Genomic DNA, 25,967 nt, shown 5'->3' on the forward strand with positions numbered 1-25,967 from the left:
CGCCATCGTTGTCTCCTTGAACAAGGGGACGTTGATGGCCTAGTCCACGCTAACAAATCGTGGCCGCGATCACCCCAGAGAAGTTACCGGTCTCGTGCAGGTCGTAGTAGTGGCGTGAAACCCGCTGCCCTGCCTGCCGCAGTTCGCCGCGCCGCTCATACCAACGGCGCAGTCCGTGAGCGATCACCATCTTGTCCCAGTAGGTGCGCGTCGCTTCGATCGTGGTGACGTCCGGTACGGCGAGATCAACGCCGGGTGCGTCCCCGGCCACATAGGGCGCTATCGTCAGCGGCCCGTGGGGATCGAGCGCCGATTTTGCGCCGGATTCGAGACGTATCGCCGGTCGGACATAGGCGCCGTCGCGCGGTTCCGCCTCTGATACCAAAGCAGCAGGGTCTGACCATCAGGATCGGCGTCATCAATTTCCACGCGACCCGCCCCGTCGATGCCGTCTGCCATCTGGGCGGCGAGGAACTCATTGAGCGGGCCGGTGATATAGGCGCGACAGGCGTCTCGGATCGCGTCCAGTTTGGCGCGGCGCTTCTTGTTCGACAGCGCCTCGAGCTCTTCAACGGTGGCGGGCTCCTCAAGGTCGTCGCGGAACACGGTGACGTCGATGTCTTCGGAAAAGCGTTTGATGAGGTCATAGCCTTTCGACAGCGACGTGCCGCCCTTGAACAGCAGCCGCGGCTCTCCTGCCGGCCGTTCGTGATAGAGAGAATTGAGGGTCCAGCAGACCCAGAAATCCTTTTCGACATGGCCAACCGGGGCCCCGATCCGATTGGCTGTGGCGAGGAACAGATCGAGCCGGTCACGCGGTGCCGCGATGATCTGGCGATAGGCGTCGGTGCTCACGACTTGGCCTCGCTCGATGAGCCGGCGAGGACTTCGCGGAGGAATTCCTGCATCCAGATCGGCACGGCGGAGAGACCGGCGCGCAAATCTTCGCGGATCGCTTCGCCGTGTTTGGGGTCGGCAAACAGGCGACGCAGCGTAGTCCGGATACGCTGGCGTTCGCTGTCTTGGCTCAGCATATCCTGCATCCAATGCAGTGCCTGGACGACCCGCATCCCCGGCCGATCCGCCCAATAGAGGCGGCTCGGGGCCGCGTATTTGAAATGAATCTCTTGCGTGCCCAGCCTGATTGGCTTCAGTCGCGCATCGACCAGCACTTCTATCCGCGCGGGAACGGCGGTCGTAAGGCCAAGGTCGTTGGCGGCCGTCATGCCGTCAATGACGACGCGCGCATTGTCGCGGCGCGTGACGGCACGGATCACGGCGCGATAGTCCGGCACAGTGGCGCGGCCGGTCAGAGTATTGGTACGCGGCCGGTCATACAGACCCCGGTCGATCCGGCGAAGCTCTTGAGCAGCAGCCAGGCGCTGCAGGGTCTTGTCCACCGCGGCGCGCGCCCCCAGATCGGCAAAGTCGCCTGGGGTCCAGACCTCGTCGGGCTTGGACTCGATCCGTGCGAGCACACGCGATCGGAGATCGCTGTCGGGTTCAACCAAGGACATGTCCGAAATATGCGACAAGTTTCGGACAGAAACAAGGGTCATCCGAAGAATGCTACAAATTTCGGACATCCCAAGCACTCAATTCCACGTTGCCCGACATCGAGCGGGTGCTTCTGAGCTCGAGGCGCTGCATGAGGTTACGGGCGACGCCAAGCCGTGACGGCTGCGCTGGAGTCAGGATAAAAGGTCGGTGGCGACCTGATGATGAACGCACCCAATTCAGGTAGTTTTCGTCACTAAGAACTCGATGTTCGCTATTTGTGCTTCGAAAGTCGCATAAATTGGCAGACTGGAGCAGTGTGCAGCAGTCCACACCCGGCGTTAAAGGTGCAAGGCAACAGTGCATTCCAGGATAGGCGTGCCACAGTTGTTCACCCTCGTGGATGCGACTATGGCTCAAGTGGGAAGGACCCAGCCACGTAGTGTAGCGTCCCGTCTAATGATGACGCGGTGCCTGCACTGGCAACAAAGACTCTTGGGAGCTCTCCGGCCGACCAAAGATTATGCCTTCCACTCAGCCCGATCGGCGCCCTGCCGGCCGCCAAACGGAATTATTGGCGGGGTGTGTTCGCCAAAGCCAGCGCACGACGCGGTCGGCCGATGGGACCGGTGGCGGATGTCCTGGTCGACGACAAATGGTCCGACCATGCGGCCATGTCAGCAATCTTGACGAAGCGCTATAGGCAGTCTTTCACCTAAGTCCGGCCCTGCTACCTGAGACGGAAAATCTGTCGGATTAGACCGTTAGTCCTTGACTCGGGGTCGTTGCGTGAGATATTGCGTGCAATAAAGCGGGCAATCAGCGTTAGAGGTCAGACCTCTGGCATGTGGGAGCGAGAAATGCCTTCGGACGGTTTGCTGGGTATGGCGAAAGACATCTGGCGGGGCGAGGCTCCGGTTTCGGGACTGCCCAGCCGCATCGCAGTGTCGCTACGGGAGAAGGTTGAGGCCGGTTCTCTTCCCGCAGGGTTCAAATTCCCAGCGGAAGCCACGCTTGCAAAGCAGATTGGCGTCAGCAGGCCTACGCTTCGCGAGGCGATACGAATTCTGGCCGAGGAGCGGGTGCTCGAGGTGAGGCATGGTGTGGGGACATTCGTCGCCGCGCCCGCCGTCAGACCGCTTCGCGATCCCCTCGAGACTCAGCAGTCGCTTTCGGCTCTGCTGCGGGCAGCAGGAATGGTGCCGTCGTCCAGGGATCTTTCGATCGAACTGGTGTCTGCACCCTCGTCGATCTGCACCGAACTGGGCGTGAATGAAGGTCGCCCGATCGCACGCGTTTCGCGCACCCGTCTCGCAGACGGCGTCCCTTTGGCTGTCAACTACGAGTACCTGGTAAGGGGAACGCCAGAGACCGACTTGAGTTTGCTTTCGTTGTTCGACGGAAGTTCGCTCTACTCGTTCCTCGCGGAAAAGATCGACCTCACTCTCGTTCAAAGTCGCGTCATCATCGGGGCCGTGGCCGCCAATGCGGACCACGCCCAGCGTCTCAGGCTCAGGAAGGGCAGCCCGCTTCTCTTGATGCGGCAGACGCAATTCGACCTGGCCGGGAAGCCGGTCCTCTACACGATGAGCTACCAAAATTCTCAGATCATTGAATTCACGTCGATCCGCTTCGGGTGCCGATATGACCGTTGAATTCGCAACATTTGGCAGCATCGGCATCGACGACATCGTCTTTCCTGACGGAAAGACCATGTGGCTCATCCCCGGCGGGGGCTCGATGTACTCGGGGTTGGGAATGGCAATCTGGGGCGTACGGCCAAGCGTCGTGGCTCCTGTGGGGCCTGGCTATCCGCTTGAGCAGCTCGAGACGCATCTCGACTTCAGCCATATGCCGCGCCTCGATCGTACGATGCGAAACTGGGGGCTGTATGAAGAAGACGGCAAGCGTCACTTCGTGCTGCGTTCGACAACGCGCGACTACCGAACATTTTGCGCCACTCCCGCTAGCATGGGCAGCGAAACGTTTCGGCATGTCCATATCTCCGCGATGCCGTGGGACATGCAGCGTGACATGGCTCGAGCGCTGAGAGCCCGCGGGACTGAGGTGCTGTCGATCGACGGCGACGATCAAACCGCCCACGAGATGACCAGGACAGACATCGCTGATCTCGCGTCAAACGCCGACCTGTTCGTGCCGAGCAAGCAGGATGTCCAGAGCATGATGCCAAACCTGGACGCCATCGACTGTCTGAAGTGTCTGCGAGACATAGCGCCGGACGTTCCGGTGATCGTCGTCAAGCTCGGAGAGGACGGCGTCGCGATGCATGCGCGAAATAGCAACGATCTCGTGCTGGTGCCGACGGCTGCAGAGCAGGTGATCGACGTGACCGGCGCTGGGGACGCGTTTTCTGGCGGCACTCTCAAAGGTTATGCCGACACGCGCGACCCGATCGAAGCGGTAATGCGCGGAGCGGTCTCGGCATCTTTCGCGATAGCCGCTCATGGCCCGGCAGCCCTGCTCTTAGCCACCAAACACGAAATGTTGCGCCGACTGGAGCGGCTGCGTAGCCGCATCGAGTTGAAGCCAATCTAACCAACCAAAACCCGGAGACGAAGACGATGGACCTCGAAAAGACATTTATGCTGAAGGAAATCGCCATGCAGGCCGATTTCGTTCGCAGCAACCTCGACGAGATGCTGGCGGCGGTGCGGGCAACATTCTCCAACGTCGACCCATTATCATTCAAGCATGGCTTCATAATCGGTTGTGGCGACAGTTATTTTGCCTCTCTCGCCGTCCGCGAATTCATGATGCGGGCGACCGGGCTTTTCGTCGAACCGGTAGAGGCGCTCGAGTTCTCCAGATACTTGGTTCATTACCTCCCGAAGGATGCGTTCGTGTTTGGCGTGTCGAACTCGGGAACGGTTTCCCGCACGATTGAGGGCATCAAGCTCGCCCGGGGCCGCGGCGCCAAGACATTCGCGGTGACCGTTTCCGAAGACAGCAATCTGGCCAAAGCCGCTGAAACGTTGGTCAAGGTCAACGCCGTTCCGAACATCAAGACGCAGGCGGATGGAACGCGCATTACCACGCCGGGCACGCTTTCGTACACGGCCAGCCTCCTGGGTCTTTACATCGCATCTATCGTGCTAGGCGAACGCAACGGCCATCTGTCGAAGCAGGCCGTCGATCGCATGATCACCGAGCTTCGCACCGTCGCCGACAAAATGTCAGAGGCCGAACAACCAACCGCGAAGATTGCAGAGGAGGTCGCTGCAAGTTTCAAGCGCGACCGACAGTTCGTCATCGCCGGTGGCGGGCCGAACTTCGCAACTGCCCACTTCAGCGCCGCCAAATGGCTCGAGGCCCTAAACAAGGCCTCGCATGTCGCTCAGCTCGAAGAATGGGCCCACATCCAGTACTTCATGACAGATGAAACGGTCGACACTGTGATCCTCTTGCCGCCAGGCGTGGGTCGTGACCGCGGTCTGGAGCAGGCGCGCGCGGCACACGAAATGGGGTCCCGGGTAATCATTGTCGGCGAGTCGGCCGATGCCGATGCGATCTCAGCCTCCGACATCTTCTTCCCGATGCCTCCGGGCATCCCCGAGGTCTACACCCCATTCGTCTACAAGCTCCCAGCCGAATACCTCTCATGCCACGTCGCGATCCAGCAGAAGAGGCGGTTCTTCGGCTTCGACAATGCAAAACGGGAAGAGGTCAACCATCGGCAGATCTTCCACTCGGCCCAGACGGCGGCAGCAAAGTAATCAGCCAAGCGATCGCAATCGCGATTGCCAACACGAAAGGTAGTTAGATGAGTGAAGTGATGAGCATGATCAAGGCCGGAGAGCATCCGGCCATCGGAATGATCCAGTTCGAGCCTCTCCCTGACAGCAGCCGTTGGCGCAACGGAACGCTCGGCGCTGTGCTTGAGCCGGCGCTTGAAGAGGCCGAGATGCTCGTGAAGAACGGCATCGAGATCCTGATGGTGCAGAACCTGCACGACATCCCGGTGGCCGACAGGGTGACAAACGCCCAGGTCGCCTGGACGACGCGGATCATCAACGAGATCAGGCATCACCACAAAGTTCCCGTCGGCCTCAACTTCCAGGAGAACGACGCCGAAGGCATGTTCGCCGTTGCATCGGCGACAGACGTCGACTTCATCCGCATCAAGATTTTCGTCGGTGGCATGATGGCGCCGTGGGGGCCCTATACCTCGCAGGCGCATGTCGCACTGAAATCACGAATTCGCTTCGGCGCCGACAAAGTGGCGATCTTTGCGGACGTTCACGACCGCACCGGAACGCCGATGACGAACGGTGGCTTCGACCAGGACGTCAAGTATGCCGTCGAGTTGAACGGCGCGGACGGTCTTGTTCTGACCGGCAAGGACTACGACGAGACGCTCGACTATTGCCGGCGCGCCCGCCAGGTCGCCGGGGACATCCCGATCCTGGTCGGAGGCAGCGTCACGGCCGCCAACTGGGGCGAGGTGACGTCGATAGCGAACGGCGCCATCGTCTCCTCGACAATGAAGGGCTCGGGCAAATCCTTCGGCAAGCTCGATCCTGAAAAGATCCGCGCCTTCGTTTCAGCGACAAGGAACAAGAAGGCCGCGTGATGACTATGGTCTGAAAGACCACTGGCCAAACCTAAGCGAACCACCACAGAAAGGGGAACTTCAGCATGCTTAAGTCAATCACACGACTCGGATTCGCCCTTGCACTTGCGACGGCATCCCTGACCCCGGTCCACGCAGCAGACAAGCTGCGTGTGGCCATGATCGCATCAGAGTCCGGCATCGGCGACCGCTCGTTCAACGACATGGTGCTGGAAGGAATGAAACGTGCGAAAAAGGAGCTGGACGTCGACTATGTCGTCGTCCAACCTCGCGCGATTTCGGACTTCCAGTCAGCCCTCGCCCGCGCTTCCGGCCAAGGTTTCGACCTGATCGTCGGCAACTCCTTCGATATGGTCAAGCCGATGGATGAAGTGGCCAAGCAGTTTCCTGACCAGAAGTACGGCCTGATCGACGCCGGAATGGAAGTGCCCAACATTGTCGCCGCCGTCGCGAAGGATTGGGAAGGGTCCTTCCTGGTAGGCTGGATTGCCGCCAAGACCACCAAAACGCACAAGATCGGTTTCGTCGGCGGCAAGGACATTCCCGTCATTCACCGGTTCTTCACCGGCTACTACTACGGCGCAAAACTTGCTGACCCCAAGGTCGAAGTCATCGAGCGCTACTCGGGCACGTTTACCGACCCGGCTGTTGGGAAGGAATACACCCTCGCGCTCGTGAACGAAGGCTCCGATATCAACTACGCGGTGGCCGGCGCGACTTCTTCGGGTATCATCGATGGCGCTCGTGAAAGCAACACCCTGGCGATCGGTGTGGACTCCAACCAGAACTATCTGGCACCCGGCCACGTGCTGACATCGATGATGAAGCGTGTCGACACGATCACATTCGACATGATCAAGAGCGTCAAGGACGGCAAGTACCAGGGCGGCAAGACGCTCATGTACGGCCTGAAGGAAGGCGGCGTCGACATCGCCATGGACGACAACAACAAGGGCCTGATCCCGCCGGACGTACTCAAGGGTGCGGAGGAAATGCGCGCCAAGGTCGCCTCCGGCGAGATTGTGGTACCGAACTTCTTCGACCTCAAGCCTGGCGCGAAGACTATGGGCAAACCTGAAATCGAAACTCCTCCCTCGATTGCAAACGCCAAGTAATCGCGTCTCGGGAAGCTACCGCAGAGCAATCTGCGGTAGCTTCTCCGCAAGGAGTACTTCAAATGACCCAATCGATCCATGACAGTGTCACAATCACCGGTGTGCACAAGAAATTCGGCGATTTCGTTGCTATTCACCACGCATCGTTGACTGTACGGCGCGGCGAGGTTCACGCCGTCATCGGAGAGAACGGGGCCGGGAAATCCACTCTCATGAACATTCTCTACGGAATGTTCCCGCCTAACGCCGGCCAGATCAACGTCGAAGGGAAGGATGTTTCCTTCAACGGTCCCTCAGAGGCCATTGAAGCCGGCATTGGCATGGTGCACCAGCATTTCAAGCTAGTTCCCAGCTTGTCGGTGGCGGAGAACATCATCATCGGCAGCGAGCCGCTTACCAGGCAGGGGCTGGTTGATTCGAAAAAGGCAGAGGTGGAGGCGGAGGCGCTTGGCCGCCGGTTCGGCTTAGAACTCGATCCAAGGGCGATCGTGTCCGACCTGCCCGTGGGTCTGCAGCAGAGGGTCGAAATCCTGAAGGCCCTCTATCGCGATGCAAGGATACTCATTCTGGACGAGCCGACGGCAGTCCTAACTCCGCAGGAGACCAGAGAGCTCTTTGTGACGATGCGGGCTTTTGCTGAAAGCGGCCGATCAATCATTTTCATCACGCACAAACTCCGAGAGGTGCTCGCCGTCGCTGACAGGATATCTGTCATGCGGCAGGGGCGGTTGCTCCAGACACTCGACAATCAAAATGTTACCGCACAGCAACTTGCGTCGATGATGGTTGGGCGCGAGGTTCTGCTCAAGGTCAAGAAGGGCAAGGCCAACGCCGGCGAAACGGCGCTTGAGGTCTTGCACTTGAGGGCGAATGGACAACAAGGCCACGCGGTTCTTGAGGATCTCTCCTTCTCGGTGAGGCATGGCGAAATCGTCGCTCTCGCCGGCGTGCAGGGCAATGGGCAGGACGAAGTCGTAGAGTGCATCGCTGGCCTGCGTCGAGCAGCATCAGGCGAAATCAGGATCGGCGGCCTGAAGGTCGGGGCCAATCCCGAAGCCAACAGGAACGCCGGGCTGGCCTATATTCCAGCGGACCGTGGGGGGCTCGGCCTGTCTCTCGAATGCGCGATCTGGGAGAACATGGCCGTCGGCCACATCGATCAGTTCGGATCTGGTCCCTGGTTCTCTCCCAAGGCTGCCCGAGATGTCTGTAGCCGTCTAATCAGCGAGTTCGACATCAGAGGCGCGGACCCGGACAAGCTCGCCAAGGCACTGTCGGGAGGCAACCAGCAGAAGGTTCAACTGGCCAGGGAACTCAAGCGCAATGCGCATTTGATTATTGCCGAGCAGCCTTCGCAAGGAGTGGATATCGGATCGATTGAATCCATTCATCGAACCTTGGTCGCCATGCGCGACGCAGGAAAGGCAGTGTTCGTCGTTTCTGCCGATCTCGACGAGGTTTTCTCGCTCTCTGACCGGATCCTTGTGATTTATCGCGGCCAAATCGTCGCCGACTTGAATACCTATGACACCGATCTGGAAACTGTAGGGCGCTTCATGGGTGGGATTGAGTCGCGTACGGGACAACATATGGCGGAGGGACACTCCCATGCCCATTAAACGCACGTCCGCCGCTGGCAATGCCGCCTTGCTCGCACTGCGCTCGATGATCGCGCCGATGGTCGCCGTGGCAATCGCCTTGATCGTGGGCGGTGCGCTGGTCATCGCGCTTGGCGACAATCCAGTCGAAGTCTACGGCACCATCGTACAAGGCAGCCTTGTGGGGTGGCCAAATTTCCTTGTCACGCTGCAAACAATGACGCCCCTGCTATTCACCGGGCTAGCCGTCGCGGTCGCATTTAGGGCGGGGTTGTGGAACATCGGCGCCGAGGGGCAGCTCATAATGGGCGCCCTCTGTTCCGGCATAGTCGGATACGCGGTGGAACTGCCGCGCTTCATCCATCTGCCGCTTTGCTTGATAGCGGCGATGCTCGGAGGCGCCATTTGGGGCCTGATCCCGGCTGTGTTGCGCGTCAAGTTTCGGGTGAACGAACTTGTCGTTTGCCTGATGATGAACCCTATAGCGCTCTTGCTGTCGGGCTGGATCGCGGCGCGCGTCCTCAAGGCTCCTGGCCCCACGAATAAACTTCCGGACGTCTTGGACAGTGCCGGCCTCACAAACTTCTCGGTCTACTCGCAAGTCAACGCCGGCTTCGTCATCGGCTTGTTCCTGTGCATCCTATTCGCGTTCATCAATTTGCGGACCAAGATCGGCTTTCAGTGGAGAATGATCGGCCTCAATCCGCGGTTCGCTAACTACGGGGGTATGCAAGTCGAGCGCAAGGCGCTCTCCGTCTTTCTGATCAGCGCCGCAATTGCGGGGCTGGGGGGCGCCGAGCAGGTACTGGGACAGTACCATGCCTTCTATGACAACTTCTCGCCCGGGTATGGCTTCGATGGCATCGCTGTTGCGATGCTCGCGGGCAACAATCCAATTGGTGTAATTCTTGCGGCGCTGCTTTTTGGCGCCCTGAACAGCGGTGGTGTCGTCCTGCAAATGATGACCGGGCTCAGCAAATACCTCGTCCAGGTACTGCAATTCATCATCGTGTTGATCCTTAGCGCGCGCTTCTCATGGGAATGGCTGAAGGCACAAAGGGTTTCTGTTGTTGAGCCGCAACCGCAGGCCGAAGCTCTTCCCAAAAATGCAGAAACACAGGAGAACTGATATGGACTCCGATCTATTCTATTCAGCTATCCGCATTTCCACGCCGCTGATCTTTGCCGCAATGGGAGGCCTGCTCACGTTCAAGGCGGGCATGCTCAATATCGCACTGGACGGGTTCATGATCCTCGCGGCGTTCGCGGCGGTTGTAACCGCCTATTGGACAGGGAGTTTGACCCTTGCCATCCTGATGGCGATGGTCTGCGCGGTGGCGCTCGCTGGCCTTCTCGCGCTATTCAATTTGCGCTTCAAAGCCGATATCTTCATCGCCGGCATCGCCGTGACCTTCCTTGCTTATGGTCTCACGGCGCTTCTCCTGAAGGGGATGCTCGACGAAGATGGCGTATTTGCTTCAACGAAAATCCCGAAGTTTCCTGCTATCGATATACCCGGACTGTCCCACATTCCGTGGATCGGTCCTGCTCTCAACGGTCATACGCTGTTGGTCTATCTCTCCTATCTCACCGTGCCTGTGGTCGCCTGGGTCCTCTATAAAACCCGGTGGGGCTTGCGCGTAAGAGTGGTAGGCGAGGCGGAGGACGCAGCGCGAGCCGCGGGGATATCGACTGGCTTGATCAAGGTCCAGACGATGCTTCTGTCCGGTGCCTTCTGTGGTTTGGCGGGCGCATACCTCTCGCTTGGCTATGTCTCGTTGTTTGCCAACAAGATGACCAACGACCGGGGGCTGATCGCGTTGGCTGCGATCTTCTTTGCAAAAGGAAAGCCGTTTCCCACGGCCCTCGTTGCCCTGCTTTTCGGTTTGGCTACCGCCTTGTCGGTCCGGCTGCCAGAGGTTACCGGCATCGCCCCGCAACTCCTCCAGCTGATACCATATGTCGTGACGATCATCGCCCTAGTCTTCGTCGGTATCAGGAATTTCCGAGCGCAGAAGCGCCAGGGCGCCTGGCGTTTCGACATCAGCTGATCAACCCGTCCGAACGAAGGCTGCGACAGCCTAAACCTATCGCAGCCTTCTACTTTTTATCAGAACAGCGGCCGGGCCCAGAGCCCGCAGCCGGTATGAGGTATTGCATGCCTGGAAAAGGCACAGTAGCCGCGGTGACATTGAGACTTGTCGAACGCTCGAAGCCGACCAGGGAGAAGTATCTGGACCGTATTCGCCGTGCTCGCCGGGAGGGGCCGGTCCGATCAGTCTTGGGGTGCGGTAACCTTGCTCACGGATTTGCAGTTTGTTCGCCGCGCGAGAAGGACAAGCTTGCGTGCCACTCCGCGCCAAACCTCGGCATAATAACCGCCTACAACGACATGCTGTCGGCTCACCAGCCGTTTGAGTGCTTCCCCGCGATAATACGAAGGGCCGCTGAGGATTGCGGCGCTGTCGCCCAGGTCGCTGGGGGCGTCCCAGCGATGTGCGATGGAGTAACGCAAGGCCAGCCTGGCATGGAGCTCTCGCTCTTTTCACGCGACCTCATTGCCATGTCAGCCGCAGTGGGACTCTCACACGATATGTTCGACACGACGGTCTATCTTGGCGTTTGCGACAAGATAGTGCCTGGGTTGATGATCGCTGCTATGTCGTTTGGTCATCTGCCGGCGGTGTTCATTCCCGCGGGTCCGATGACGAGCGGTCTTCCCAACGACGAGAAATCACGGGTGCGCCAGCTTTTTGTGGAAGGGAAAATCGGACGCGAGGAACTGCTGAAATCTGAAGCGCAGTCCTACCACGGGCCAGGCACGTGCACATTCTACGGTACAGCGAATTCCAACCAGATGCTGATGGAGATCATGGGCTTTCACCTGCCGGGAGCCTCTTTCGTAAATCCCGGCACGCCTCTGCGAGAGGCGCTCACCGTCGAAGCGACAAAGCGCGCGCTGGCGATAACGGCGCTCGGTAACGAATACACTCCGGCCGGGGAAATGATCGATGAACGTTCGATCGTGAATGGCGTTGTCGGGTTGCACGCGACAGGTGGATCGACGAACCACACTCTCCACCTGATCGCCATGGCGCGAGCTGCCGGCATTCAACTAACATGGACTGATATTGCCGACCTCTCCGATGCGGTGCCGCTCCTGGCCCGCGTCTATCCCAACGGTCAGGCGGATGTGAATCATTTCCACGCCGCCGGTGGCATGGGCTTCCTCATCAAGACCTTGCTAGATAAAGGGTTGCTCCAGGGGGACGTCCGTACCGTCGCGGGCCAGGGGCTATTGAACTATGCCGTCGATGCGAAGCTTTCAGCTGGCAAGGTCGTCCGCAATCCCGTAACCGACACCAGTGCGGATCACAAGGTTCTGGCCAGCGCAGACCGTCCGTTCAGCGCGACTGGCGGACTCAAGGTACTTACGGGAAACCTCGGCAAGGCAGTCACCAAAGTCTCCGCCGTCAAGCCAGAGCGGCACGTCATTGAGGCTCCCGCAATTGTCTTTCAGAGCCAACAGGAACTCTTGGAGGCCTTCAAAGCTGGTAAGCTGGAACGCGACTTCGTTGCCGTCGTAAGGTTTCAGGGACCCAAGGCCAACGGCATGCCCGAGCTTCACAAGCTGACGCCGCCGCTTGGCGTGCTGCAGGACCGAGGCTTCAAGGTTGCGCTGGTCACGGATGGCCGCATGTCGGGAGCTTCAGGAAAGATACCCGCCGCCATTCATGTTACACCGGAAGCAGCAGACGGCGGCTCCATCGGCCTGGTTCAGACCGGAGACGTGATCCGGTTCGACGCCAAGGCGGGAACCCTCGATATTTTGGTCGATAGGTCCATACTGGGCGGACGAACGACCGCGCGCGCGGATCTATCCGAAAATCAGATTGGTCTGGGACGAGAGCTTTTTGCCCCGTTTCGCCAGCTCGTCGGCGCCTCGGACGAAGGAGCAAGCGTCTTCAGCTTTTGAAGCCGCGGTTTCTGCAAAGTCCCCCAAGTTACGAGCTTCAAATCAGACCGCAAAGCCGGCGCTTCCGTGCCGGCAAATAGCCGCCTATCGCCCAAGGCTTGGGTAATCCATGTTGGGGGTACTCGCGTTCCCGGCGACCCCAATTTAGCGCCAGCTGCATCATCGCGTCAGCCGGGGAGTGGCGGCGCGCCTGCCTGACGAAAGTTACACCAGCCGCTCCATCCACCATTTGGGGGAAACGTGGTGAGCGGCCAGGAACTCGAATAGCCTCTCCTCATCCGGTCGCCCGTCTGCCCCCTCATACTCCTTGGCGTGAATACCTTCGCTGACATATAGCAAATCGACACCGAAATTTAGCGCCCCCCTGACGTCCGTGACGATGGCATCACCCAAGGCCAGGATGCGACCGTGCGCAAGGTCTCGACGGAGCTCGACCGCCGCCGCATAGACCGCCCGGTAAATGGGTCCATGAGGCTTCCCGGCGATGAGCGTCCGCCCCCCCATTGCCTCATACTCCAGAGCCAACGCTCCGGCGCAAGGGACGAGCCGTTTGCCGCGCTCGACGACGATGTCCGGGTTTGCGCAGATCATCTGGACGTCCCGCTCTCGAAAGCTCGCAAGCAATTCGACGTAGTCGCCCGGCTTTTCGGTTTCGTCGTCGAACAAGCCGGTACAAACGATCACCTCCGCCGTCCCGGCTGCCACACGTTCGACTTCGAGATTGTCGATCAGTGGGAGATGGAGGTCTGGACCAAGAAAATAGATCTTTCGCGGTCCGGCCGCGATCAACGACCGCGTGACATCTCCAGACGTGACAATCCGATCATAGGCATCGTCGGAGACGCCCAGTGATCTCATCTGCTCGACTACCTGCCATGAGACGCGTGGAGAGTTCGTTATCAAAACGACAGCTATCCCTTGCTCGCGCGCAGATCTCAGCGTGTCCACCGCATCCGGATAGGATTCCAAGCCGTTGTGCAGGACGCCCCAAACGTCACAAAACACCGCATCATAGAGCGGGAACACTTCCGAGAGCGTTTGTAGATTCCTGGGAGCCATTGTCTTTCCTTGGGGTTGTGCGCAGTGCGTCGCGACGCGCTCACAGCGAGGCTTTGGAAGCCGATGATGGCTCCGCTCGCGAGCCCAGCGGCGAGAGCGCGCGCGGCCGATACTTGCCGGAACCTTTTTCGCCGACCAGCGTACCGTTCTCGATCATGATTTTTCCACCGAGGATGACCGTTGTCGGCCAGCCTTGAACGGTCATCCCTTCATAGGGCGAATAGTCGGCTGCGTCGTGAAGTTCGTCATGGGCGATCGTTCTGACAATTTCGGGATCCCAAATGGCCAGATCGGCATCTGCGCCGACCGCTATGCGCCCCTTGGTCTCGAGCCCGTAGATCCTCGCATGGTTCGATGCAGTCAAGGCCACGAATTGTTTCAGGTCGATCCTGCCTTTGACGACTCCTTCGGAAAAGAGAATCGGAAGCCTCGTCTCGATGCCGGGGATGCCATTGGGGATGTACCGAAAGCTTTGGCGGCCTCTTGGATTCAGCTTTCCCCTGGCATCGTCGAACCGGAACGGACAATGATCGGACGAAAATAGGTCGAACAAACCCGTTTCGATGCCATTCCAGCAGAAGGCCTGACTCTCGACGTCGCGTGGTGGTGGAGAGCACACAAACTTGGCGCCCTCCCAATCCATGCCATCAAGGTCATCCGCCGTTAGCACGAGATATTGCGGGCACGTCTCGCCGATCACTTTTTGTCCGCGCGCACGCGCGGCCCGTATTTCCTGAATCGCCGGGCCGTTAGAGACGTGGACGATTACGACTGGCACGTCGACGACTTCGGCCAAGGAGAGCGCGCGATGCGTAGCTTCTCGCTCCACGACGATCGGGCGTGCGGTTGCGTGGGCTTTCGGTGCGACATTGCCGATATCTTCTTGACGGCCGATCAAATAGCGGATCGCATCCTCATTCTCGCAGTGAACCATGACGAGGGCGCCTGTTCGTCTGGCGAGATCCATAGTGGCGAGAATCTGCGCGTCATTCAGGCGCAGACCCTCGTAGGTCATGAAGACCTTGAACGACGTGTATCCCCCTGAGATAAGCGCGGGAAGCTCCTGCCCGAGTACGCTTGGGCTAGGGTCACAGACGATCAGATGAAACGACACGTCGGTGTAGCATTTGCCCTCTGCCTTCTCGTGATATTCGGACAATGTCGCTCGCAGCGGCCGTTCTCGCTCCTGGAGGCAAAAAGGCATCACCGTGGTGTTGCCGCCGAACAGAGCCGACAGCGTGCCGCTTTCAAAATCGTCGGCCATCACGATGCCATCGCCGGAAGGCTGCGCCAGATGAACATGGCTATCTATGCCGCCGGGCAGGACATATTTCGCTGTGGCGTCGATTTCGCGACGTGCCGGCCCGAGATCCGAACCCCACGCGGCAATGCCGCCATCCTGGACGCCAAGATCCGCCACCAGGACTTCGTCCTCAGTCACCAGCGTTCCATTTCGGATAACGAGATCGAACATGGCGGGACTAGAGCATGATGTCGCCGCCGTTGGGCGACAGCGTTTGTCCAACAAAGAAAGAGCCTTCGTCGGACGCCAGCAGGAGCGCCGTCGGCGCGATCTCGTTGACACGGCCGAACCGCTTGGCAGGCAACTGGTTCAGCTTCATCTGACGCCAGCTGTCGCTCAATCCCATCAACATGTCGGTTTCCACCGGACCTGGCGCGATGGAATTGACGGTCACCCCTTTCGGCGCCGCTTCATACGAAAGCGCTCGGGTGAAGCCCACAATCCCTGCCTTTGCAGCGCAGTAGTGCGATTGGCCCGGGGCGCCTTTATAAGCTAGCTGGGACGACACATTGATGATCCTGCCCCAGCCCTTTTCGGCCATGGGAGAATAGAATTGTTTTGTCACCATGAAGGTGCCACGGAGATGGACGCCGATCTGACGATCGAATTCCGCGATCGTAATGTCTTCGAAGAGAAGATCGCCGCCGATGCCCGCGCAATTGACAAGGATGTCGACGTGACCGAGTTCGGCATCGCTCCAAACCTTTAGTTGGTGAACTGCTTCTTCCCGGGAGACATCGCAGATGGTGTGAGCGATCTTGTAGCCCGCAGCCGACATTCTGTCTTGAAGGGCTGCCGCGTTCGCATTGTCACCATAATGGCAGTATCCTACTGTCGCGCCATGTTCGGCGAACAGTTTCACAATGGCCGCACCAATGCCTCGGCTGCCACCTGTGACCAGCGCCGTTTTCCCCGACAGATCAAAACTCGTCATTCGAGACCTCATTTCTGATGCGAATTTAACTTGAGCCACCCGGAGTAGCTTCTGATCCCGTCCTCTAGGGAAATCTGCGGGACAAAGCCCAAATCTTGCCCGATTGCCGAAATGTCGAGCCGATGTTGGTAATCGTCGAGCGGGTCCGATCCGTCGGCCAGCTCGATGTCGGCGTTGCCATGAATGCTTGCGACAAGCTGTGCGATTTCGTTAAGCGTCAGGAATGTTCCGCCCGTCGCGTTGTAGACTGTCGACTTGGCGCCATCTGCGTCGAGCGCGGCGAGCAAAGCACGAGCAGCATCGTCAACATGGATGAACTGTCGCGGAAAATTCTTGCCCCAAGCAATTCTCGTTGTGCGCCCTGCCTGGGCATCTTCGATTAGGGTCCGAATGAAGCAATCCGTCGTTCGCCCGGGGCCGTAGACCCAGGACAGGCGTATAGCAATGCCGTCCACGCCGTGCTGCTTCTTGTACGCGGCCAGAAGGAGTTCGCCGGCAACCTTTGTGGCGGCATAGACGCTCGACGGTCTGAGGACGACATCCTCCGCCACCGCGGGCGCATCAACCGGCCGCTCCTGCATCGGCCCATACGCGCTGTTTGAGGAACAGAAGACGATGCGTCGCATCCTGTGGATGCGCGCGAGCTCCAGCATATTGGCGGTGCCGACGATGTTCGCCTGAACAATCCCGTAGGGGTTGTCGATCATCACCATGGGACCCGAAACAGCCCCACAGTGGACGATTGCCCCCACTTGTTCACTTCCGACGATCGAATGAAGTCGATGGGTGTCAGCCACGTCAGCTATGAGTATGTCTGCCGAAGCGTCGTTCTTCTTGGTGATGTCGACGCCGACGGTACGTCGCCCACCGGCGCGAAGCATTTCGAGAACCCGCCTGCCGATAAGGCCGGCAGCGCCCGTTACCATAATTGTTTCCGCACTCAAGGAGATGCTCCGCGTTCAATCGTCCGACGAATACCACATAGCCCATCAAGCTGAGATATTGCGCGCACAATTGCAGGCAATCAAGCGGATTCACGCGCTTGATCCCGAAAACCGGTGTCTTTCCTACTGCCGACAAGACTTTCAGCCATTTTGCATGCAATTTTTGTTGGCAAGGCCGTCCGGCCGGTTTATCCCGTGGCTAGGTTGACCGCCCGCATCGCGGGCGCTGTAACGGTCGGACGTAGGATGCGATCATGGACGAAGTTGCGGGCGAAAAATTGCGGGGTAAACATCCGGTCGAGGATGTTCTCTACAACAGGCTGATGGACGCCATCGTCGACAAGTATTTGAGGCCGGGACAGCACCTCAATGAGGTCAAGCTCGCGGAAAAATATGACGTCCCGAGATCCAGGGTCAGACGAGTCCTTGAGAGGTTGAGAGACGAAGACGTCGTGGTCTTCGAACTGCATCGGGGAGCATTCATATCGAGGCCCACCGTTGCCGAAGCCAAGAACGTGTTTCAGGTCCGTCGGCACCTTGAAGAGCTTGTGGTGTCGCTCGCATGCGCGCGCGCGACGTCCAAGGATATCGCCATTCTGAGAGACAATTACCTGCGCGAGCGTGAGGCGTTCGAAGCGCTGCGGCCCAACGTCAATCGAATCGCTGCCGAATTCCACTTCCTGATAGCGAAGATTGCGAGAAACGAAATCCTTGAACAATTGGTTGGCACGTTTATTCGCCGCTGCGTTCTCGTGCAGTCAGTCTACGAAAAAAAGAGCGGGATCTTGTGTCTTTCAGAAGAGCACAGGGAAATGATCGACGCTATTGCGGCCAAAGACAGTGGCGCCGCAATCCGGATGATGCAGCACCATTTCGACCACATCGTCGCGAGCCTTGAACTAACGAAGGAGCGCCGGCTCGAAAAGGACGTGTACGACTTCCTCACGGAATAAGGCTTGTCCTGCAGAAGGTAATCTTGCCATTTTTACGATTGCATGCAATCGTGTCTGCATTGATGCAGGCGAAAAGTCGAGGTCGGCCCCGTGAACCCTATAAGAAAAGTGGCCCGCTCGCTCGAGCGGGATTTCGTTGGTTATGGTGAAACCCCCCCCGATCCCCGGTGGCCAGGGAACGCACGGATCGCGGTAAACTTCGTGCTCAATTACGAGGAAGGCTCGGAGTATAGCATCGGTGACGGGGACGGGCTGTCGGACACGGGTCTCATCGAAATGTCACATGCGCCTGTGGCGGTCGGTCAAAGGGATCTCGCGGCCGAATCGATGTTTGAATACGGCAGCCGAGTCGGGTTCTGGCGGCTTATGAGGCTCTTCTCGGAACGCCAGCTTCCCATGACGATTTATGCTTGCGCTCTCGCCCTCGAGCGCAATCTCGAAGCGGCAAGGGCCATCAGCGCGGCCAAACATGACATCTGCTGCCATGGCTGGCGTTGGGTAGAGCACTTCAAGTTGAGCGAGGACGAAGAGCGGAGACATATCCAGCTCGCCATCGAGAGCCTCAAGAAGACTATCGGCGAGCGACCAATCGGATGGTACTGCCGCTATGGGCCGAGTGAAAATACCCGCCGACTTCTTATCGAGGAGGGTAGTTTTATTTATGACAGCGACAGTTATTGCGACGAACTCCCTTACTATGTAGTGGCCGAAGGCCAACCGCACCTTGTTATTCCCTATACTTTGACTAACAACGACCTCAAGTGGGGAACGGGCAATTTTGGAACGGGCGAAGACTTCTTTGTCTACCTCAGGGAAAGCTTCGATATGCTTTATGACGAAGGCAGGTCAAAGCCTAAGATGATGAATATCGGAATGCACATGCGACTTCTGGGTCATCCAGGACGGGCATCCGGCTTGGAGCGCTTTCTTGATTATGTCCAGTCGAAGGCAGACGTTTGGGTCTGTCGGCGCAACGAAATTGCCCGGCATTGGCTCGAGCACCATCCCTTCAATCCGGTGTAAGCCGATGACAACGGCCAGAATTCGCCCTATTTCGTCCTCGGATTTCGCCCCGTTCGGCACGCTTGTCAGCATTGGCGAGGGCGATGGCGGACGGTTCGACTTTTCCAATGTTCTCGAAAACAACCGCCTCGGGGCGAAGCTGCGTGTGTGCCTGGTGTCGTTGAAGCCCTGCGAACTGCCGCTGGAGGTAGATCGAATGGAGCGCCATGAATACTCTTCGCAAACATTCATTCCGCGAAGTTGCGAAAGCTACGTTGTTCTGGTGGCGCCTCCCGATGCCCGCGGTGGCCCTGACAGCAGCCAATTGCAGGCCTTTCATGTTCCAGGGAATGTGGGCATCAACTACCGGGCAAATGTCTGGCATCACCCCATGACGGTACTAGGCGCACCCGCCGAGTTCATGGTGATCATGTACGCGGACGGATCCGACCTCGACGAAGAGTTCGTGTGCCTTGCGGCTCGACGGTCGGTCGCGCCCGCTGCCTAGCAGCTCAAGTCACCACAACCATGCGCGACAGAGCCTTGCGAGCGACGACGATGCCGCTTCAGCAGGCTCGATCATTCTCGCCGCCCTTCACAACAATACGGAGCATGAAATGTCCGCTGAGTCAGCCAATCGCCCCCTCAACATCGTGTTTCTCGATCGCGCGACGCTTTCGAATAGCGTGACCATACGGCCATTCACGTTCAAATCGGAAGTCAAAATCTACGAGCAGACCGCGGCTGATGAAGTGGCGCAACGGATTGCTGACGCCGACGTGGTGATTACGAACAAAACCCCCGTGACCGCACAATCCCTCGCTGCCGCACCCAATCTCAAATTGATTGCGGTAGCCGCCACCGGAACTGACATCATTGACGTGCCAGCCTGCTCCACGCGCGGCATCACTGTCTGCAATATACGGAATTATGCTGAAAACACGGTTCCAGAGCACACGTTCGCACTCGTTCTCGCTCTACGTCGGAGCATCGTCGAATACTCCCGCTCAGTCAGACAGGGACGATGGCAGGAGTCTGGTATGTTCTGCTACTTCGACCATCCTATCAACGATCTCGCCGGCTCCACCATCGGCGTTGTCGGTGACGGAGTACTGGGACGGGCCGTGGCCGATATCGCCAGGGTTTTCAAAATGCGGGTGCTGTTCTCGGCGTACAAAGGAACCCAGAACATGGGTCCACTCTACACCCCGTTCGAGCAGGTGCTTGGGGAGAGCGACATCATCACCCTCCATTCACCACTCATGCCGTCCACCCGCAACATGATTAGCGACGGCGAATTTTCGCTCATGTCCCGTCGCCCGCTGCTCATCAATACTGCACGCGGAGGGTTAGTAGATGAAGAGGCGCTCTCTAGGGCGCTGAGGTCCGGCCAGATCTCCGGCGCCGCTTTCGATGTTGCTACGGCCGAACCTCCATGCAGCAACCACGTTATGATGAAACTGCTTGAACACCCTCGCTTTGTCCTCACGCCGCACGTTGCGTGGGCAAGTCAGGAAGCGATCCAAGGATTGGTGGACCAATTGATTGAAAACGTGGAATTGTTCCTTCGGGGCTCTCCTCGAAACGTGGTGGGCTAGCCAGATACATCTCGGTCGATACGCCCGGAACTCCTCTCAGAAACGCCATGACGTGATCCTGGCGTTTCTGGCTACCAGACGGAGGCTTCCAGGCGCCTAAGTTGGCATGACCCCGAACGTGCGCTTCATGAGCGCTACGAAGTCGGCTCGGTTTGCGTGAAAAGCCACGTTGCAGTTTGCTGGCCTATTGGTTCGCTTTTCGAGATCGACGACGGTCCGACCAACCGTGAATTCGCCAATTGTCTCTATCACCACGTTGACGAACTTTGTTTCGATCACGTCTCGATCCACAAGCGCCGCTATGCAGAGAGCGTCGTGCACAGGGGCGGTATCCGGTACGCCAGTGGGCTGGTTCGCTTGGTAACCGCGAATTCTATGTTCGATCAGATCAGCGGCGAGTTTGCCAGCGGGCGTTCCCAACGCTCGAAACTCCTTGCATTGCTCGACTGAAACCAACGCCTCGTGCGTGGCGTCAAGAGGGACCAAGGTGATTCTCTCGAAGCCGGCTTTGAACACTATGGCGGCGGCTTCGGGGTCGGCCCAAATATTGAACTCGGCGGCCGGCGTGACGTTCGACTTGTTTACCGCCCCGCCCATGATCATCACCTCTTTCACATTGCTCACGAAGTTCGGGTCTGCAGCCAAGGCCGCGGCAACGTTGGAGAGGGGGCCTACGGCCACCAGAACGATTTCACCGGGAACTTTGGCGAATGCCTTGGCGAGGAAGTTCGGCGCCGTCAGATCCCCCTTCTGGACCTTCGCTTCCGGAATGGGCAGAGTTTTCATGTGAACTCCGACGTCGCGCTTTTTTGCTCGAGGAATCGGGAAATCTGTCCGCACGATTGGACGCGGAAGACCTTCGTACACGGGAATATTCGGGCGGCCGATCCACTCAAGGGTTCTCAAAGTGTTGTCGGTGCAATTTGCGACTTCAACGTTTCCATTGACGGTCGTCACTGCCAGGAGATCGATCTCTGGATGAAGCGCCGCCAACATGATCGCAACAGCGTCGTCAGTACCTGTGTCAACGTCGAGTATAATCTTGGTAGCCATAGGTTCTCCCTCGTTGGCTTGAGTTAAACGCCTGAGTGCCAATATGCTTGAAGCGGAACAACGCTGAGCTGTCCTTGCTGAAGAGCCCTGATCGCTTTCGCGGCAGCCAAGGCCCCGGCCGTCGTGGTGTAGTAGGGCACTTTGTGCATCAGCGTCGCGCGACGTATAGACGTTGAATCCGAGATCGCTTTTTTCCCATCCGTCGTGTTGATCACAAGTTGGATCTGGCGGTTTCGGATGGCGTCCTCGATATGCGGGTGCCCTTCCAGAACCTTGTTGATCTTTTCGGCTACGACGCCGTTTTCGCCGAGGAAGCGGGCGGTGCCCGAGGTCGCCACAACCTTGAAGCTCATTTCGTCAAGAATCCGGATCGCCGGCAGCACGCGAGGCTTGTCCTCGTCACGGACCGCGACAAACACGGTGCCGGAGCGCGGCAGGTCGACGCCGGCGCCCAGCTGGCTCTTGGCGAAGGCGAGCGCAAAGTCGCGGTCAAGGCCCATGACCTCGCCGGTCGAGCGCATTTCCGGCCCGAGCAATATGTCGACGCCGGGAAAACGGGCGAAGGGGAACACGGCTTCCTTGACCGCGATGTGACCGGGATTTCTGGGGTCGGGCATGGCGCCGTAATGGGCGAAGGCGTCTTCCAGCGTCTCGCCGGCCATGATGCGGGCGGCGATTTTGGCAATGGGACGGCCAATGGTCTTGGCGACGAAGGGCACGGTGCGCGACGCGCGCGGGTTGACCTCCAGCACATAGACCGTGCCGTCCTTGATCGCGTACTGCACGTTCATCAACCCGCCGACATTGAGCGCGCGGGCAAGGGCCGCCGTCTGGCGCTCCAGCTCGTCGACCAGTTCGGAAGGCAGCGAGTGCACCGGCAGCGAGCAGGCCGAGTCGCCCGAATGGATGCCGGCCTCCTCGATGTGTTCCAGTATGCCCGACACGAAGGTCGCCTTGCCGTCGCAGAGGCAGTCGACATCGACCTCGATGGCGCCCGAGAGATAGGTGTCGAACAGCAACGGGTTCTTGCCCAGCAGCGTGTTGATCTGGCCGGTCTTGTCGTTGGGGTATTTCTGCTTGATGTCCTCCGGCACCAGGCCGGGCACTGTGTCGAGCAGGTAGCTCTGCAGCATGCTCTCGTCATGGATGATCTGCATGGCGCGGCCGCCGAGCACATAGGACGGGCGCACCACCAAGGGGAAACCGAGCTCGCCGGCGACGAGGCGGGCCTGCTCGACCGAATAGGCGATGCCGTTCTTCGGTTGGCTGAGGTTGAGCTTGTGCAGCAGCTTCTGGAAGCGGTCGCGGTCTTCGGCCAGATCGATCATGTCGGGCGAGGTGCCGAGGATCGGGATGCCAGCCTTCTCCAGCGCATCCGCCAGCTTCAGCGGCGTCTGGCCGCCGAACTGGACGATGACGCCGACCAGTTCGCCCGAAGCCTGCTCGGCGCGCAGGATCTCCAGCACGTCCTCCGCCGTCAGCGGGTCGAAATAGAGCCGGTCCGACGTGTCGTAGTCGGTCGAAACCGTCTCCGGGTTGCAGTTGATCATGATCGCTTCATAGCCGGCGTCGCGCAGCGCGAAGGCGGCATGGCAGCAGCAATAGTCGAACTCGATGCCCTGGCCGATACGGTTCGGACCGCCGCCGAGGATGACCACCTTCTTGCGCGACGAGACCTGCGCCTCGTTGGCCAGCGCGCCGGCAAACGGCACCTCGTAGGTCGAGTACATATAGGCGGTGGGCGAGGCGAATTCGGCAGCACAGGTGTCGATGCGCTTGTAGACGGGATGAACGTCGAGCTTGTCGCGGATCTTCGCGACCACTTCGGCGTCGGTCCTGGTCAGCGAGGCCAGGCGGGCATCGGAGAAGCCCATGGCCTTCAGCATGCGCAGATTGACGGCATCCTGCGGAATGCCGTGCTCGCGGATGCGCGCTTCCATGGCGAGGATGCCGGCGATCTGTTCGAGGAACCAAGGGTCGATCTTGCACATCGCATGCACGTCTTCCAGCGAGGTGCCCATGCGGATCGCCTGCGCCACCATGCGCAGCCGGTCGGGCGTCGGCGTGCCGAGCGCCGCGCGGATGGCATTGCGGTCGTCGGCATGGTTGGCGGCCGTCGCGCCATGGCCGAGGCCGGGGATCTCGATCTCGTCGAGGCCGGTCAGGCCGGTTTCGAGGCCACGCAGCGCCTTCTGCAGGGACTCCTGGAAGGTGCGGCCGATGGCCATGACTTCGCCGACCGACTTCATCGCGGTCGTCAGCACCGGCTCGGCGCCGGGGAATTTTTCGAAGGCAAAGCGCGGGATCTTCGTCACCACGTAATCGATCGACGGCTCGAACGAGGCGGGCGTCGCGCCACCGGTGATGTCGTTCTCCAGCTCGTCCAGCGTGTAGCCGACGGCAAGCTTGGCGGCGATCTTGGCGATCGGGAAGCCGGTGGCCTTGGAGGCGAGCGCGGAGGAGCGCGAGACGCGCGGGTTCATCTCGATGACGACGAGGCGGCCATCGGCGGGGTTGACGGCGAACTGCACGTTGGAGCCGCCGGTCTCGACGCCGATCTCGCGCAGCACCGCGATCGAGGCGTTGCGCATCATCTGGTATTCTTTGTCGGTGAGAGTCAGTGCCGGGGCGACGGTGATGCTATCGCCGGTGTGCACGCCCATCGGGTCGATGTTCTCGATCGAGCAGACGATGATGCAATTGTCCGCCTTGTCGCGGACGACCTCCATCTCGTACTCCTTCCAGCCGAGCACGCTCTCCTCGATCAGCACTTCGGTGGTCGGCGAGGCGTCGAGGCCGGACTGGACGATGTCGTAGAACTCGGCCCTGTTGTAGGCGATGCCGCCGCCGGTGCCGCCCATGGTGAAGGACGGGCGGATGATGGCGGGCAGGCCGACATGGTCGAGCGCCTGGGCGGCGATCGCCATGGCGTGGCTGATGTAGCGCTGCTTGCGGTCGCCTTCGCCGAGGTTCCAGCGGGTTTCCAGCGCGTCGAGTTCGGCGTCGAGGTTTTCAGGCTTCTCGGCCTTGAGCGCGGCGCGCTCGGCTTCATGCGTCTTGCGGTCGGCGTTCTTGACGTCGGTGGCGTTGGCCAGCATCGACTTCGGCGTTTCCAGGCCGATCTTGCTCATTGCCTCGCGGAACAGCGCGCGGTCCTCGGCCTTGTCGATGGCCGTGGCGTCGGCGCCGATCATCTCGACATTGTAGCGGTCGAGCACACCCATGCGGCGCAGCGACAAAGCGGTGTTGAGCGCGGTCTGGCCGCCCATGGTCGGCAGCAGCGCGTCCGGCCGCTCCTTGGCGATGATCTTGGCGACGACTTCCGGCGTGATCGGCTCGATATAGGTGGCGTCGGCCAGTTCCGGGTCGGTCATGATGGTGGCCGGGTTGGAATTGACCAGGATGACGCGGAAGCCTTCCTCCTTCAGCGCCTTGCAGGCCTGGGTACCGGAATAGTCGAATTCGCAGGCCTGGCCGATGACGATGGGGCCGGCCCCGATGATCAGGATCGAATTCAAATCTTGGCGCTTGGGCATCTTTTTCCGCTGGCGTCTAGGCTGGTTGAAAGCGCGAACCCGGCAGATTGGCGACGAAGCGCCATTGCGCAAGTGACGCGTGCATTAATGCGCGCAACAATGCAGACATATCTTCTGTGAGAAGTCATTGTCAACGTTGCTAGGCAGATGGAAAGATTCTGATCATCGGAAAGCGCAGGGTCAGAAGGCGTTTCCGCTCTCGGCCGACCCTTCTGGTGGGCTTCGCAACGCCCTGTGTAGAGTTAGGGTGCTCATGGGATTTATTTAATGGGTTGAAGGGTGCGAGGGCTCCCGGCGTCCCTCGGGAAACCCGCGAGTTCACGACAGACCGCGAACCCTCGCTCTGGAGACCGGTAACTTCTCTGGGGTCAGGCGGCGTGCAGGAGCAGTGGTTTGGGCTTGAATAGTGGGGGCAGGTTCGGTGGATGTGTTGCAAAGTTTTTGGTAACGAGGCGCATGGCATTTGGCTCCGGTGTTCCCCGGAGAGTTGAGATGTTCAAAGGCCGCCATTTCGACCAATCTGTGATCTTGCTTTGCGTTCGCTGGTATCTGGCCTACGGACTGAGCCTACGCGATCTTCGGGAAATGATGGCGGAGCGTGGCATTAGTGTCGATCATTCAACGATCCATCGCTGGGTCGTTCATTTCGCGCCGCTGCTGATGGAACGCTTCAACCGGCGCAAGCGCGCCGTGACCGGCAAATGGCATGCGGACGAGACCTACATCAAGGTGCGCGGGCGATGGACGTACCTCTATCGCGCCATCGACAGCGTCGGCGACGCCGTCGAGTTCTGGTTCAGTGAATACC

At 59.3% G+C, this 25,967-nt stretch carries 21 protein-coding genes and 1 pseudogene; 14 read left to right on the plus strand and 8 right to left on the minus strand.

Annotated features, from left to right (window positions below; translation table 11 throughout):
* Positions 1-91: 91 nt before the first annotated feature.
* Both BLS48_RS32415 and BLS48_RS32420 read right to left on the minus strand, forming a co-directional pair.
* A pseudogene (locus BLS48_RS32415) lies at positions 92-855 on the minus strand (nucleotidyl transferase AbiEii/AbiGii toxin family protein); the annotation flags it as partial.
* Positions 852-1,559: a DUF6088 family protein gene (locus BLS48_RS32420; RefSeq protein ID WP_240565219.1), complete on the minus strand. Its 708-nt coding sequence runs from the start codon at positions 1,557-1,559 to the stop codon at positions 852-854. The pseudogene BLS48_RS32415 and the gene BLS48_RS32420, both read right to left, overlap by 4 nt.
* A gap of 798 nt (positions 1,560-2,357) precedes the next feature.
* Here BLS48_RS32420 and BLS48_RS32425 point away from each other — a divergent pair.
* The 9 genes from BLS48_RS32425 to edd all read left to right on the plus strand — a co-directional run bounded on the left by BLS48_RS32425 (position 2,358) and on the right by edd (position 12,777).
* Positions 2,358-3,152, plus strand: a complete 795-nt coding sequence (locus BLS48_RS32425; RefSeq protein WP_167365330.1) for a GntR family transcriptional regulator — start codon at positions 2,358-2,360, stop codon at positions 3,150-3,152.
* On the plus strand, positions 3,142-4,053 hold the full coding sequence (locus BLS48_RS32430) for a carbohydrate kinase family protein (RefSeq protein WP_038655299.1): 912 nt from the start codon (positions 3,142-3,144) through the stop codon (positions 4,051-4,053). Before BLS48_RS32425 ends, BLS48_RS32430 begins: the two co-directional genes overlap by 11 nt.
* A gap of 26 nt (positions 4,054-4,079) precedes the next feature.
* The gene (locus BLS48_RS32435; RefSeq protein ID WP_038655296.1) at positions 4,080-5,231 is read left to right on the plus strand and encodes an SIS domain-containing protein; all 1,152 of its coding nucleotides are present in this window, start codon (positions 4,080-4,082) and stop codon (positions 5,229-5,231) included.
* A gap of 59 nt (positions 5,232-5,290) precedes the next feature.
* A complete protein-coding gene (locus BLS48_RS32440; RefSeq protein WP_038655293.1) occupies positions 5,291-6,088 on the plus strand; it encodes a BtpA/SgcQ family protein in 798 nt (265 codons plus the stop codon).
* Between the two features lie 65 nt (positions 6,089-6,153).
* Positions 6,154-7,203: a BMP family lipoprotein gene (locus tag BLS48_RS32445; RefSeq protein ID WP_084791874.1), complete on the plus strand. Its 1,050-nt coding sequence runs from the start codon at positions 6,154-6,156 to the stop codon at positions 7,201-7,203.
* 62 nt (positions 7,204-7,265) lie between these two features.
* Entirely contained in the window at positions 7,266-8,822 is a 1,557-nt protein-coding gene (locus BLS48_RS32450) for an ABC transporter ATP-binding protein (protein ID WP_051727019.1), read from the plus strand.
* Entirely contained in the window at positions 8,812-9,930 is a 1,119-nt protein-coding gene (locus tag BLS48_RS32455) for an ABC transporter permease (RefSeq protein WP_051727018.1), read from the plus strand. The genes BLS48_RS32450 and BLS48_RS32455 overlap by 11 nt, the downstream gene beginning before the upstream one ends.
* A 1-nt stretch (position 9,931) precedes the next feature.
* The gene (locus BLS48_RS32460) at positions 9,932-10,852 is read left to right on the plus strand and encodes an ABC transporter permease (RefSeq protein WP_038655290.1); all 921 of its coding nucleotides are present in this window, start codon (positions 9,932-9,934) and stop codon (positions 10,850-10,852) included.
* Between the two features lie 107 nt (positions 10,853-10,959).
* Entirely contained in the window at positions 10,960-12,777 is a 1,818-nt protein-coding gene (edd, locus tag BLS48_RS32465) for a phosphogluconate dehydratase (RefSeq protein ID WP_038655286.1), read from the plus strand.
* Positions 12,778-12,981: 204 nt separating this feature from the next.
* Here edd and BLS48_RS32470 read toward each other — a convergent pair whose 3' ends face one another.
* From BLS48_RS32470 to BLS48_RS32485, 4 genes are read right to left on the minus strand one after another with little or no spacing between them, the layout of a single operon-like run.
* A complete protein-coding gene (locus BLS48_RS32470) occupies positions 12,982-13,836 on the minus strand; it encodes a TIGR01459 family HAD-type hydrolase (protein ID WP_038655284.1) in 855 nt (284 codons plus the stop codon).
* A 40-nt stretch (positions 13,837-13,876) separates the two neighbouring features.
* Positions 13,877-15,310, minus strand: a complete 1,434-nt coding sequence (hydA, locus tag BLS48_RS32475; protein ID WP_038655281.1) for a dihydropyrimidinase — start codon at positions 15,308-15,310, stop codon at positions 13,877-13,879.
* Between the two features lie 7 nt (positions 15,311-15,317).
* Positions 15,318-16,073 (minus strand): SDR family NAD(P)-dependent oxidoreductase, encoded by a 756-nt coding sequence (locus tag BLS48_RS32480; protein ID WP_038655278.1) that lies wholly within the window; start codon positions 16,071-16,073, stop codon positions 15,318-15,320.
* 8 nt (positions 16,074-16,081) lie between these two features.
* Positions 16,082-17,017 (minus strand): NAD-dependent epimerase/dehydratase family protein, encoded by a 936-nt coding sequence (locus BLS48_RS32485; RefSeq protein ID WP_240565218.1) that lies wholly within the window; start codon positions 17,015-17,017, stop codon positions 16,082-16,084.
* A gap of 254 nt (positions 17,018-17,271) precedes the next feature.
* Between BLS48_RS32485 and BLS48_RS32490 the strand changes: the two genes are divergently transcribed.
* From BLS48_RS32490 to BLS48_RS32505, 4 genes are all read left to right on the plus strand, one after another.
* Complete coding sequence (locus BLS48_RS32490; RefSeq protein WP_038655271.1) at positions 17,272-17,970, plus strand: GntR family transcriptional regulator; 699 nt, start codon at positions 17,272-17,274, stop codon at positions 17,968-17,970.
* A 201-nt stretch (positions 17,971-18,171) separates the two neighbouring features.
* Positions 18,172-18,993, plus strand: a complete 822-nt coding sequence (locus BLS48_RS32495) for an allantoinase PuuE (RefSeq protein ID WP_244529998.1) — start codon at positions 18,172-18,174, stop codon at positions 18,991-18,993.
* 4 nt (positions 18,994-18,997) lie between these two features.
* Complete coding sequence (locus tag BLS48_RS32500; RefSeq protein ID WP_167365331.1) at positions 18,998-19,480, plus strand: ureidoglycolate lyase; 483 nt, start codon at positions 18,998-19,000, stop codon at positions 19,478-19,480.
* Positions 19,446-20,570: a D-2-hydroxyacid dehydrogenase gene (locus tag BLS48_RS32505; protein ID WP_338100938.1), complete on the plus strand. Its 1,125-nt coding sequence runs from the start codon at positions 19,446-19,448 to the stop codon at positions 20,568-20,570. Before BLS48_RS32500 ends, BLS48_RS32505 begins: the two co-directional genes overlap by 35 nt.
* Positions 20,571-20,666: 96 nt before the next feature.
* Here BLS48_RS32505 and BLS48_RS32510 read toward each other — a convergent pair whose 3' ends face one another.
* Both BLS48_RS32510 and carB read right to left on the minus strand, forming a co-directional pair.
* Positions 20,667-21,623, minus strand: coding sequence for a nucleoside hydrolase (locus tag BLS48_RS32510; protein ID WP_038655265.1), 957 nt, complete (start codon positions 21,621-21,623; stop codon positions 20,667-20,669).
* 23 nt (positions 21,624-21,646) lie between these two features.
* The gene (gene carB / locus BLS48_RS32515) at positions 21,647-25,159 is read right to left on the minus strand and encodes a carbamoyl-phosphate synthase large subunit (RefSeq protein WP_091586386.1); all 3,513 of its coding nucleotides are present in this window, start codon (positions 25,157-25,159) and stop codon (positions 21,647-21,649) included.
* A 492-nt stretch (positions 25,160-25,651) separates the two neighbouring features.
* Here carB and BLS48_RS32520 point away from each other — a divergent pair.
* The coding region (locus BLS48_RS32520; protein ID WP_143019575.1) for an IS6 family transposase at positions 25,652-25,967 on the plus strand (316 nt) is incomplete at its 3' end.

Origin of the sequence: Mesorhizobium qingshengii (genome assembly GCF_900103325.1) — a bacterium.
Lineage (GTDB): Bacteria > Pseudomonadota > Alphaproteobacteria > Rhizobiales > Rhizobiaceae > Mesorhizobium > Mesorhizobium qingshengii.

Bases quoted from the DNA above. Each gene is read 5' to 3' on its own strand.
- BLS48_RS32420 (WP_240565219.1), bottom strand. From the start codon at position 1,559: ATGACCCTTGTTTCTGTCCGAAACTTGTCGCATATTTCGGACATGTCC.
- BLS48_RS32425 (WP_167365330.1), top strand. From the start codon at position 2,358: ATGCCTTCGGACGGTTTGCTGGGTATGGCGAAAGACATCTGGCGGGGC.
- BLS48_RS32430 (WP_038655299.1), top strand. From the start codon at position 3,142: ATGACCGTTGAATTCGCAACATTTGGCAGCATCGGCATCGACGACATC.
- BLS48_RS32435 (WP_038655296.1), top strand. From the start codon at position 4,080: ATGGACCTCGAAAAGACATTTATGCTGAAGGAAATCGCCATGCAGGCC.
- BLS48_RS32440 (WP_038655293.1), top strand. From the start codon at position 5,291: ATGAGCATGATCAAGGCCGGAGAGCATCCGGCCATCGGAATGATCCAG.
- BLS48_RS32445 (WP_084791874.1), top strand. From the start codon at position 6,154: ATGCTTAAGTCAATCACACGACTCGGATTCGCCCTTGCACTTGCGACG.
- BLS48_RS32450 (WP_051727019.1), top strand. From the start codon at position 7,266: ATGACCCAATCGATCCATGACAGTGTCACAATCACCGGTGTGCACAAG.
- BLS48_RS32455 (WP_051727018.1), top strand. From the start codon at position 8,812: ATGCCCATTAAACGCACGTCCGCCGCTGGCAATGCCGCCTTGCTCGCA.
- BLS48_RS32460 (WP_038655290.1), top strand. From the start codon at position 9,932: ATGGACTCCGATCTATTCTATTCAGCTATCCGCATTTCCACGCCGCTG.
- edd (WP_038655286.1), top strand. From the start codon at position 10,960: ATGCCTGGAAAAGGCACAGTAGCCGCGGTGACATTGAGACTTGTCGAA.
- BLS48_RS32470 (WP_038655284.1), bottom strand. From the start codon at position 13,836: ATGGCTCCCAGGAATCTACAAACGCTCTCGGAAGTGTTCCCGCTCTAT.
- hydA (WP_038655281.1), bottom strand. From the start codon at position 15,310: ATGTTCGATCTCGTTATCCGAAATGGAACGCTGGTGACTGAGGACGAA.
- BLS48_RS32480 (WP_038655278.1), bottom strand. From the start codon at position 16,073: ATGACGAGTTTTGATCTGTCGGGGAAAACGGCGCTGGTCACAGGTGGC.
- BLS48_RS32490 (WP_038655271.1), top strand. From the start codon at position 17,272: ATGGACGAAGTTGCGGGCGAAAAATTGCGGGGTAAACATCCGGTCGAG.
- BLS48_RS32500 (WP_167365331.1), top strand. From the start codon at position 18,998: ATGACAACGGCCAGAATTCGCCCTATTTCGTCCTCGGATTTCGCCCCG.
- BLS48_RS32510 (WP_038655265.1), bottom strand. From the start codon at position 21,623: ATGGCTACCAAGATTATACTCGACGTTGACACAGGTACTGACGACGCT.
- carB (WP_091586386.1), bottom strand. From the start codon at position 25,159: ATGCCCAAGCGCCAAGATTTGAATTCGATCCTGATCATCGGGGCCGGC.